Source organism: Halovenus amylolytica, assembly GCA_004015825.1.
Lineage (GTDB): Archaea > Halobacteriota > Halobacteria > Halobacteriales > Haloarculaceae > Halovenus > Halovenus amylolytica.
Genome location: SAYS01000036.1, coordinates 1 through 10,093, shown reverse-complemented (window position 1 = coordinate 10,093; position 10,093 = coordinate 1). Strand labels below are relative to the sequence as shown.

The 10,093-nt window shown below is 50.0% G+C and carries 5 protein-coding genes; all 5 read left to right on the top strand.

Annotated features, from left to right (window positions below; translation table 11 throughout):
* The first annotated feature begins 626 nt into the window (after positions 1–626).
* The 5 genes from EOW68_RS17900 to EOW68_RS17880 all read left to right on the top strand — a co-directional run bounded on the left by EOW68_RS17900 (position 627) and on the right by EOW68_RS17880 (position 9,626).
* Positions 627–3,251 (top strand): outer membrane protein assembly factor BamB family protein, encoded by a 2,625-nt coding sequence (locus tag EOW68_RS17900; protein WP_128226520.1) that lies wholly within the window; start codon positions 627–629, stop codon positions 3,249–3,251.
* Positions 3,248–4,141, top strand: coding sequence for a CARDB domain-containing protein (locus EOW68_RS17895; RefSeq protein WP_128226519.1), 894 nt, complete (start codon positions 3,248–3,250; stop codon positions 4,139–4,141). The genes EOW68_RS17900 and EOW68_RS17895 overlap by 4 nt, the downstream gene beginning before the upstream one ends.
* Positions 4,142–4,504: 363 nt before the next feature.
* Entirely contained in the window at positions 4,505–6,850 is a 2,346-nt protein-coding gene (locus EOW68_RS17890) for a BspA family leucine-rich repeat surface protein (protein WP_128226518.1), read from the top strand.
* A 6-nt stretch (positions 6,851–6,856) separates the two neighbouring features.
* Positions 6,857–7,738, top strand: a complete 882-nt coding sequence (locus tag EOW68_RS17885; RefSeq protein WP_128226517.1) for a hypothetical protein — start codon at positions 6,857–6,859, stop codon at positions 7,736–7,738.
* A gap of 1,129 nt (positions 7,739–8,867) precedes the next feature.
* A complete protein-coding gene (locus EOW68_RS17880; RefSeq protein WP_128226516.1) occupies positions 8,868–9,626 on the top strand; it encodes a hypothetical protein in 759 nt (252 codons plus the stop codon).
* Positions 9,627–10,093: the final 467 nt, after the last annotated feature.

Sequence of the window (10,093 nt, the reverse complement as noted above, 5' to 3'; positions counted from 1 at the left end):
CTCTGGTGTATGAAATGGCAACCCAGATCGCGGAATCTGAAGGGTTAGAACTGCTGCAAGCTCAAGAAGTTGGAGAGGCCATGGTGAAGGGGTTGACTGACTGGTGATTAAACCGCAGAAGTACAGTTAAGTGATATCGTAATATTTAATTTCAAATTATACTCATAAATACCGATCAATGAGAACATCATATCAGAGAAACTCCGACAACGAAATAGAATTTCAGTGGATGATTCACTGGTATTGAGGGAGTTCGATCTAATTAGTGTCATTTTACTTATTAAACCTGGGTTTGTGTAATGAACTACATTCCAAAGTGGCTTGATGATAATGCATGACAGTATAATAATTACAGCGACTCGGGATGAAGTATCAACCACCCGTGTGCGGAATACACTTGTACGCAAGGCATCAACTACCCAACGAAGTCGTGGATATCGCTCCGCGGACCTAAACGGGAAGGGTAACGAACATAGAGCGGAGATTCTTTCCAGTCGATCTGATCCAATCACAGACAAGTATACCGGTCAGGTGCTCCCGAATGTTACTTTTGCAGGACAGTCGCTTTATCAGATTTGGAAGGATGCAGTCTCGAACGATTGCGCTAGCATGATAGAGGTGAGCGCATGACGGAGTACCCGTTCGACCGGCGGACGTTTTTGAAAACCAGTGGGATTACATTGGCCGGGACAACCGTACTGACGGAGAGTGCTGTCGCGCAAGAAACGTCCGGTGGTGATCTAATCTGGGAATTTGAAACCGGCTACTTCGTCATCGACTCATCACCGACAGTCGTCGACGATACCGTCTTCATCGGAAGTTGGGATACTAGTATGTACGCCCTGGACGCAAGTGATGGAACTGAACTGTGGGAGTTCAAAACCGCCGGTGAAATCGATTCTGCTCCCTCCGTAGTGGATGGAACGGTTTTCATCGGGAGTTTGGATGGCAATTTATACGGAGTAGACGCTTCTGATGGGACTGAACAGTGGCGATATAATGCTGGTGAGACACCTGGCGGTGAGATCTGGTCTTCACCGACTGTCGCTAATGAGACTGTCTACTTGGGGGACTACGAAGGAAATTTACACGCGGTTGATGCAGCTGACGGTACCGAACAGTGGGTCTTCGAAACAGGTGACTGGATCGATTCATCACCAACCGTTCTGGAGGGTACTGTCTTCGTCGGGAGTCGAGACGAGAATCTATACGCGGTGAATGCGACGGACGGAACCGAACAATGGCGATTCGAAACCAACAATTTCGTAATCTCATCGCCAACGGTGGCTAATGGCACCGTCTTCTTCGGCAGTAGTGACAATAACTTGTACGCAGTCGACTCGGACGATGGTTCCGAGGTTTGGCGCTTGGAAGCACCGGGTACCTCCTCACCGACGGTTTTAGATAAGACTGTATTTGTCGGAAGTGGGGCCGGAAATCTCTATGCAGTGGATGCAAATGATGGGAGCGAAAAATGGATCTTTGAAGCTGATGGTGCCATTAGTTCCTCGCCCACTGTCGCGGATTCCACAGTCGTTGTGGGTAGCTCAGACGACAATCTGTATGGAGTTGACAGAGAAACTGGAGAAGAACTGTGGCGCTTCGAAACCAGAGACGAACCCCTTCGAAGTGACGCCAAAACCGGCATCCAATCGTCGCCCACGGTCGTCGATGGCACCGCCTTCGTCGGCAGTTTAGATGGGTACGTATATGCAATCGATGTTGGGTCTGTGGGCTCGAGTGAGGATACCAGGGTGACTCTGGGAACGCTCGGCCACCATCACGTGTTCGCGGAGCAAGGGCCGACTGGCCCGGGCATGTCTGATCCGTCGGAAGTGGAGGCGTCATTCACGTTCGAACCAGAGTCTCCCGATGTCGGAGAAACAGTCACCTTCGACGCTTCGACATCTGAAGGCGAGATCGAGGAGTATCGCTGGGATTTCAACGACGATGGTGAAACTGATGCGACCGGCGAGACTGCCGAATTTCAGTTCGAAGAGCAGGACGAGTTTTCGGTGACACTGACCGTCGTCGACACGGATGGTGACTCTGCCACGAGTACCCAAACCGTTGATGTCGGACCCAGCGTTTTCGAGCAACTTGTTGACGCAAAACTCGATACCGCGGCTGAGATCGACGATGCAGCGGTCTTTCTTTCTGAATCAGAAGAGGTAGAGACGGTTGTTTCCGGAATCCGTGACGAGTTCTCCGATGGTAGTCTCGATAGCGAAACCGCAGAGGAAGCCGTTCGACGTCTCAACACTGGAGAGCAGATCTCGTACCGATTACTGGTCAAAACTGGAGAAGCAACTGCGCTGGAGGGTGTGGAGGATGAAAAAATCGCAGTCGATACGACAAGGTTCACGATAGAGCTTGGCGTTGGGATTGCCCTCTCCGCTATTTCAATTTCAGAAGTGGCTGATAATGCAGGGCTTGGACGACTTGTGCCTGATAATGAAATCCTTCGAGAGAAATTTGATGCTGCCGTCGAGGAACTTGTGAGTTATGGGTTTTCTCACGCACTTCAAAGCGAAGCCCTGTCAGAAATTAACCGTATCTCTTTGGAGGCTTACAACGGAATTCTTGACGGACAGTTTGACGATGGCGATGAGTTTTTCGAGTTCGTCTCCGATAGCATCTCGGCGACCGTCGCAAACCTCACGCTCATGCAGACAATTGAGACAGGGGATGGATTTAGCGCTTTCAACAAAGAAACGTCAGCTTTCATCCCCATTGATAAATTAACAAATGTCGAGAGCAGTCTCAGCTATCTCAACACCGAACTGAACGCGGATACTCTGACTGACAAGGGCCTCGATGGGACATTGGAGGGCGCACAGGAAGCAAGCGATAATGCGACCAACCTAATGAATGAGATCGCTTCGACGACCGATACATTCCTCTTTGAGTTGAGTGACAGAATAGATATTCCCGGGATTATCAAAGACGCTTTCGAGATTGTCGATGGGATTCGTAATGGTGAACTCGTCGATACGGTTGACGCCGTGACTTTTGTTTCGGTGGTCTTGCTACCGAAAGCAGGCCTTGCCGTAACAGCCGTTCAAGCAATCGGCACCTTCGTCGGAGAACTATCGATCCGGCTTCTGATGACGACTCACGCCTGGGGAATCGCTGGCGTCCAACAGGGAGATCCAATAACATTAGACGAACTCAGAGACTTGATTCCGGATGTCAACGAAACCTTGGCAGCTATTGAACCGGTCGAGGATCGATGGGGTGAGTTCGTATGAGCGATCACGTCGAGACGTTACTTGAGACGCTTGCTACCGAGTTATCGAATAGAGAGTTCGAATCAGCGCGTGGCACGGTGACAGAACTGGAGGGTGTGTACGATGACCGCCGTGATGCAGAAGAACAACGTGTTGCACAGTCGAAATCGGTGTACCTGAACACTGAAGAAACGTCAGTAGGCGAAGCTGCGGAGTTGAACGCTCTCTTCCGTGTCGATGGAAGTGTCCAATTCACCCGGGGAATGTTGTTGACTGTCGCAACGATGGTCATCGAAGCAAACGAGGAACTAGCCGAGGAGAATAGACTTGCCGAAACGATAGATATCGCGCAAGCTGCGGTGGACGAACTGCTGGAAGGAGAATCAGAATTAGAGGACCAGACTACGTCGACACAGGATGTTCTCTCCGAATCCGACATTCCACCATCGGTAACAATAAGGTTGGACTCGATCGACCGGTCGACATTTCCTGTGGATGAGGAAACGACGATCCGGAGTGTGGTCGAAAACGTAGGTGAAGATACAGCTGAGGGGGTCAATCTCAGTATCGACTCATCAGACGGTATTGAGTACGAGTCCGATGGACTTACTCTCGGATCGCTAAGTGCCTCCGAAACAGCTGAAGTGACAATTCAACTAACCGGAACGGAGGTCGGTGGCCAGTCGATCGAACTCACGGTTGACTCTGAGAACGCGGGGTCAGATCTTGCCACTGGGCGTCTCACGATTCGGGAACCAGTGTCTCCCCTCGCTGATTACACGAACGACGAAGATATTGTTGGCACAAATGGGCTGCGGGCAGCAGTTGCCGACTGGCAGGCCGGCGACATCGACACCGACCTGCTCCGAGAGGTCGTCAATGCCTGGCAGTCTGGGGAACAAGTCAACTAGATCAGACCTCTTTCCGAACACAATGAAACAATTATGCCTATTTGAGTGTTACTAATGGGAGCGTGTAATATTAACATAGAATTATTGAGTTACACTATCACAATATTATCTGACACTATAGTTATACTTTTAATCCGCCCGTGAGTTACATGGACAGGATGTGTAAGAGTCGATCAGTGGAGTCAGGAACTGAAACGTCGGACATCTCACCCGGATTTGTCTCCGGCGGTGTAGGCACGAACGGATTGGGCGATAGTGAAGTACGAACACCTCAATTGTACCGGTCTGGTTCAACTCGGATACGGTCCGCGTTGACGAACAATTGGTGCCAGTCAATTGCGTGGATGCGATTGGGGTGGTTGGATGAGTGAGAATTCGTTCAACCGACGCGACTTGCTGAAAACCGGCGCTGGCGGAGTATTGTTCGCTGGCCTTGCCCCGCAGACAGTCACGGCAGATTCAGCGTCAGTCGTGTTGCCCACAGACAGCAGTGGGTTGTTTAAGAATGGTGTACTTCAGGAGCATGACTTTGAGGACAGTAGTTTCACAGAAGATGATGTCGGGACCGAGGTGAGTGAATTTGGCTTGGAAAATGCAGACACAAGTAGTGTGGAAGATATGCGGGGGATGTTCTTCAGTGCTTCCTCGTTCAATCAGGGCATTGGGGAATGGGACACCAGCAACGTCACCAATATGCGGGGGATGTTCCAATTTGCTTCCTCATTCAATCAGGATATTGGGGAATGGGACACCAGCAACGTCACCGATATGGGTGGGATGTTCGACGGTGCTTCCTCGTTCAATCAGGATATTGGGGAATGGAACACCAGCAACGTCACCAATATGGGTGGGATGTTCTCCGGTGCTTCCTCGTTCAATCAGGATATTGGGGAATGGGACACCAGCAACGTCACCGATATGCCTGATATGTTCTTGAGTGCTTCCTCGTTCAATCAGGATATTGGGGGATGGAACACCAGCAACGTCACCAATATGGGTGGGATGTTCTCCGGTGCTTCCTCGTTCAATCAGGATATTGGGGAATGGGACACCAGCAACGTCACCGATATGGGTCGGTTGTTCTCCCGTGCTTCCTCGTTCAATCAGGATATTGGGGGATGGAACACCAGCAACGTCACCAATATGGGTAGTATGTTCTTAGGTTCTTCCTCGTTCAATCAGGATATTGGGGGATGGAACACCAGCAACGTCACCAATATGGGTAATATGTTCTTAGGTTCTTCCTCGTTCAATCAGGATATTGGGGGGTGGTGCGTGGAACAGATTAGTGAAAAACCAAATAGTTTCGATGATGGTGCAGGATTTGAGGGCAACGAGGCAAAGCAGCCAAACTGGGGCGAAGAGTGTCCGACCGATCCGGAACCGGAGACCAAAATCATAGGGGTCGTAACTGACTCGGCAGGGAACCCACTCAAAGATATTGAGGTCCAGGCACAAAATGAAGAAACCGGTGAACAGACTGCGGCTACCACGAACGACGCTGGAGAATATCAGATTTCACTTGAACCAAACACCGAATATTTCGTGTTCATTTTCGATCAGTTTGGACTTGAACAAAGAGAGTTTGAGGAGACCATCGAAGCTGAGGAGGGAGAAACAGTCGAACTCGATATCACGTTGTTATCGAAGTTTGAGGTATTTGAAAAACAAAAACTCGGGGGTGATGATATTGTTGGACTCGCACCACGGATCGACGAACTTTCGACGCCGCTGATATCGGAGGAAGACACAGTTGAGGCAGAGATTCGAGCCATCGAAGACGCGATAGACGATGAAGAGATCGACAGTGAACTTGCCGAGGAGGCACTTGAACGCATGGTGTTCGGTGAGGCGATGGTAAACCGAACGCTGGAGGGGTTGACCGATACGACTCCAATTAACCTCGCAGAGTATGACTGGTCACGGGGGAAACTCGTTTCAGAAGACGAGATGCCGGACTTCGATCTGCTGTTTCAGACATCCAAGGGGATCGTAATTGGACTCGTCGAAGCCTCCTACAGTCTGAAGAAGATTGCAAAAGAGGCTCTCGGCGAATTTGCCGACCAGATTGTCAGCCGAATTACCAGTGCGATCGGGAACTTCATCCGAGATTTGTTGAGTGAGTACTCAGCTGTACTCAAAACGGCTGAAGAGGCATTAACGATCGCGGAGATGCTGCTTGAGATCGATGACGCCGCGGACGAGGGGATCAAGAGGCTCGAAGAGGGTCCAACGTTTGACAACGTTCGTGGTGTTATCAAAGACCTGGCCGAACCGATTGCGGACCAGATCGCAAATAGCATTCTCGCCGGGGTTGAACTTCTCAGCATCGACGGGCAGTTGGACAATCTCAACACGACTCTTAGCGCAGATTCGTTGATTGATGACCCACAGTTTACCAATGATATCACTACGATTGCCGATGAGACTCGAACGGGACTCGGAACCATCGAAACCCAAGTTGAACAGGCCGAACAGGAGATGGATCCGGAGTCAGAAGCCTTAGAAGAGTTAATTAATCTTGCAGGTGAACTGGCAAACGCTGGAGTTTCCGATATCCCAGGGCTCCTTCGATCGATATGGAATATCGTGCGTGACCTGGTTGATGTCATTAGCTCGGGATTCAATATCGGATTCGGTATCGTGCGGACACGACAGATCTACACCGGTTCCGAAAATGTCGTCAACAATATCACCGACACGGCGTGATGCTCTATGAGTGACACAATTGATACAGATACACTGATTGACGATCTCGTGGAAGCGATTGATGACGAAGATGCGAATCGTACCCGAAACCTGATTGGAGCGATCGGGGATCGGTACGACGAACTGAGTGCTGACGAAGAGAAACGGATCCGACAGGCTACGATTCTCCGCGGAAACGGGGGTCTGTCGGAGGACGAAGAAGAGCAATTGGGTCAGTTAGTAAGTACCGCTGCGAATACAGAGATGAAGCGGGGTGCGTTCCTGATTCGAGCAGTTGCCGCCGTGCGCGAACTTGAACAAGATTCCACTCCGCAAGATGATTTTGAACAGGCAGTTACAGAGGTGAAAGATGCGGATGAGAATCTGGAAACAGAACTAAATAATAGTACACCAGTAATTGAGGGGTCAGATATTCCACCGAGTGTCGAAATCGTAAACCTCAGCCTGGAACCCGCGACGGTCGCTCCAGACCAGACCTCCCAGATGGTGGTGACGATTGCGAATGTCGGTGATGAGCCCGCGGATGATATCGAACTTTCGCTCGATCCATCCGAGGGAGTATCGGTATCCGAGCCACAGGAGACAATCGGAACTATCGGCAGTGATGAAGACAGGACAAGAACATTCGAAGTCGAAGGCAAAACGTTGGGTGAGCAACGCATTCGAGTCGAACTTACGTCAGCGAATGCCGGTTCGGATATCGATTCAAGATCTCTCACGGTCGAAGAAACGGATGAACCAGATGTTGGTGAGTATACAGATCAAGATGGAGTTATCGACACCGATGGCCTCCGCAACGCGGTGGCCGACTGGCAAGCCGGCGACATCGATACCGACCTACTCAGGGAGGTGGTCACTGCCTGGCAATCTGGGGATCCGATCGAATAACGAGATAGTGGGAATATCAGCTTGACAATGTCTTTGATAGCGTGGAGGCATATCCAGTGGGTGCTCATTCATATGGTGCTCTTGAGAAGTGGCTGGTCGCTTGCTGGTATAAGTCCGTTGGCAGAATTCAATTGAAGCGTCGAACAGACGGAACTGGTACCTGGCGAGTCGACGACCAGTACCATCAGCGTGGCTACTGGCAAAGAGACAAATCCGGAGGTGATTGAGGTGATTTCACCTGCGTCTGCTGATGTTATCCTCCAAAGTGTCTCGCCGTTCCCGATCTTCAGTGCATTCGCGGTGTCGACTCTGAACTTGACGTCATCTGTGGAGATATTGACACCGACACCGTCTCTGTCACTTACAAGGTGACTGTCACGGAGAACACCACTGTAGTGTCTTGGAGAGATTTCGTCAGCACTATTCTCCGCTGAATCGTGCTGACGAAGTGAAAGTGGAACAGGAGAATATTGAGCACATCTGTCAGAGAGTGGTTGACAATGATCTGGACACACAGCTCGTTGCTGATCAATTTGAGGTTAGTCGCCGACGAGTGCAGCAACTGGTCAACGAATACCGCGAAAGCAGCGAGATGCCCCAACTGGAGACCCGGGCAGGGAATCCGACACGGAGTATCCCCCTGAGTTTATTAACACACACCAGGGTGAGCGACTGTGTCTTGACCACAAGTTTGAGCGGTATCTTGACGACTCCGACATCATCCACACACGGTGCAAGATAGGACGGCCGCAATCCAATGGGAAAATCGAGTGGTTCTTCCAGACCTACGTCAAGCAGGGCTGGTGGGTCGGAAATCTTGACGAGTTCCTCACCTTCTACAACCACGAACGACCACACATGAGCCTCAACTGGGACACTGTTGAGACAGCAACAGAAGTCTTTGATCGACTACTGCCGACGCTCGATCAGGACGGGATTGAGACGCTACCTACCGAAGGTAAGATGGTATGAACTCTCGACGAGATCTTTACCAGACAGAACAAATGAATTGCCATACACGAGCGAATTTTAGGAGTGATAGCTCGTTTAATATTGTAGATGGAACACATCTGATAATTTTAGTCATTTCTGACGAACTCTTAAACCTATCCGGCTAGCATTAATATGTATGAAACACTACCTCCCTCCTCTACCCGACGAACTCCCCGACCTGCCAATTGACTGTGACGAAATCCAAGCGACTACTAAACCCGATCACGACAAAACTCTTGAAAAGCACATTGATCAGCTTCCAGGCCTTGACCGGGAACGGTTCAATCGCCTCTCCAATGTTGCAGATTTCGCAGAATACGGAGGAGTCGGGAACATTGGCCCAGGAGCGACAGTACTAGGCCTCAATGATTTGCTTCGTCAACATGGGGACGGAACCATTGGTCTTCATCCGCGAGTAACGCATGTTGTTCCAATCGGAACCCTTGATCCGCTTCTCGAAACGGTATGTGAACTAATGGATGGTGATTCTAGCATGAACGCCTACCAGTATCCAGCCCATCTTCTCGAATGTCGAGGAGGTTCATGTAACATGAATGCGCTATATCCTCCGGAGTACCATATCAAGGTAGCGGACATCGCACGCAGCCTTCGGGCCAATCACATCCTGACTTCCGTCCGGGGTCCAGGTCAACCCTTCCCCGAGTCAGATGAACTTCGAGCAACTGTCGAAGCCATGAATAAGAGCGGCGAACAGGTCGAAGAGACTATCTCAGTTTTCCAACCAGAAGGAGAATTTGAACCGTCGTTATACATTGGTGGCGGCAGCAACAAAGACAATTCACCATCGAGAGATCAAATTTCAGACCACTGTGGTTATCTCTTTCATCGACATGGCATGCTTCTCGATATCCGTGATTTCGAGGACAGGGATTAGAATATAGATGTGTCTCTGGATGTCTTGGGTCGCAAATTAATCAAGGCGCCTCTTGTCAGATTATAAATCAAAGGTGCTTGTTAGGCTTGCTTACATTGTTCATAATTGTCTTCCTGATGTTTTGAGAATAGATACATCAGGTTATATGTATCACGAATGTCGCGCTCACCGTCGAGCAATCAATGTGAGTCCTTGATAATGGAGTCTTCGACATAGTTTGCTGGCACGACGACATTATCAAAGATGTAATCGTGCCAGTCGCTCCGATAATAAACGATATACTGATTATCCACCTGTTATCGAGTCTAACGTGAAAAATAGTATTGAGACACACAGCGGGTCATCCGTCTTTAGCTAAGCTCAGAACGTCGTGACAGTGGCGGCTTTTCGGGACTTCTTTTCGACAGGAATGAGGAGGCAACGGCTGTGTACACTGAAGCCTCCTCAGACGTAATTGAACAGCGGCT

Bases quoted from the DNA above. Each gene is read 5' to 3' on its own strand.
- EOW68_RS17900 (WP_128226520.1), top strand. From the start codon at position 627: ATGACGGAGTACCCGTTCGACCGGCGGACGTTTTTGAAAACCAGTGGG.
- EOW68_RS17895 (WP_128226519.1), top strand. From the start codon at position 3,248: ATGAGCGATCACGTCGAGACGTTACTTGAGACGCTTGCTACCGAGTTA.
- EOW68_RS17890 (WP_128226518.1), top strand. From the start codon at position 4,505: ATGAGTGAGAATTCGTTCAACCGACGCGACTTGCTGAAAACCGGCGCT.
- EOW68_RS17885 (WP_128226517.1), top strand. From the start codon at position 6,857: ATGAGTGACACAATTGATACAGATACACTGATTGACGATCTCGTGGAA.
- EOW68_RS17880 (WP_128226516.1), top strand. From the start codon at position 8,868: ATGAAACACTACCTCCCTCCTCTACCCGACGAACTCCCCGACCTGCCA.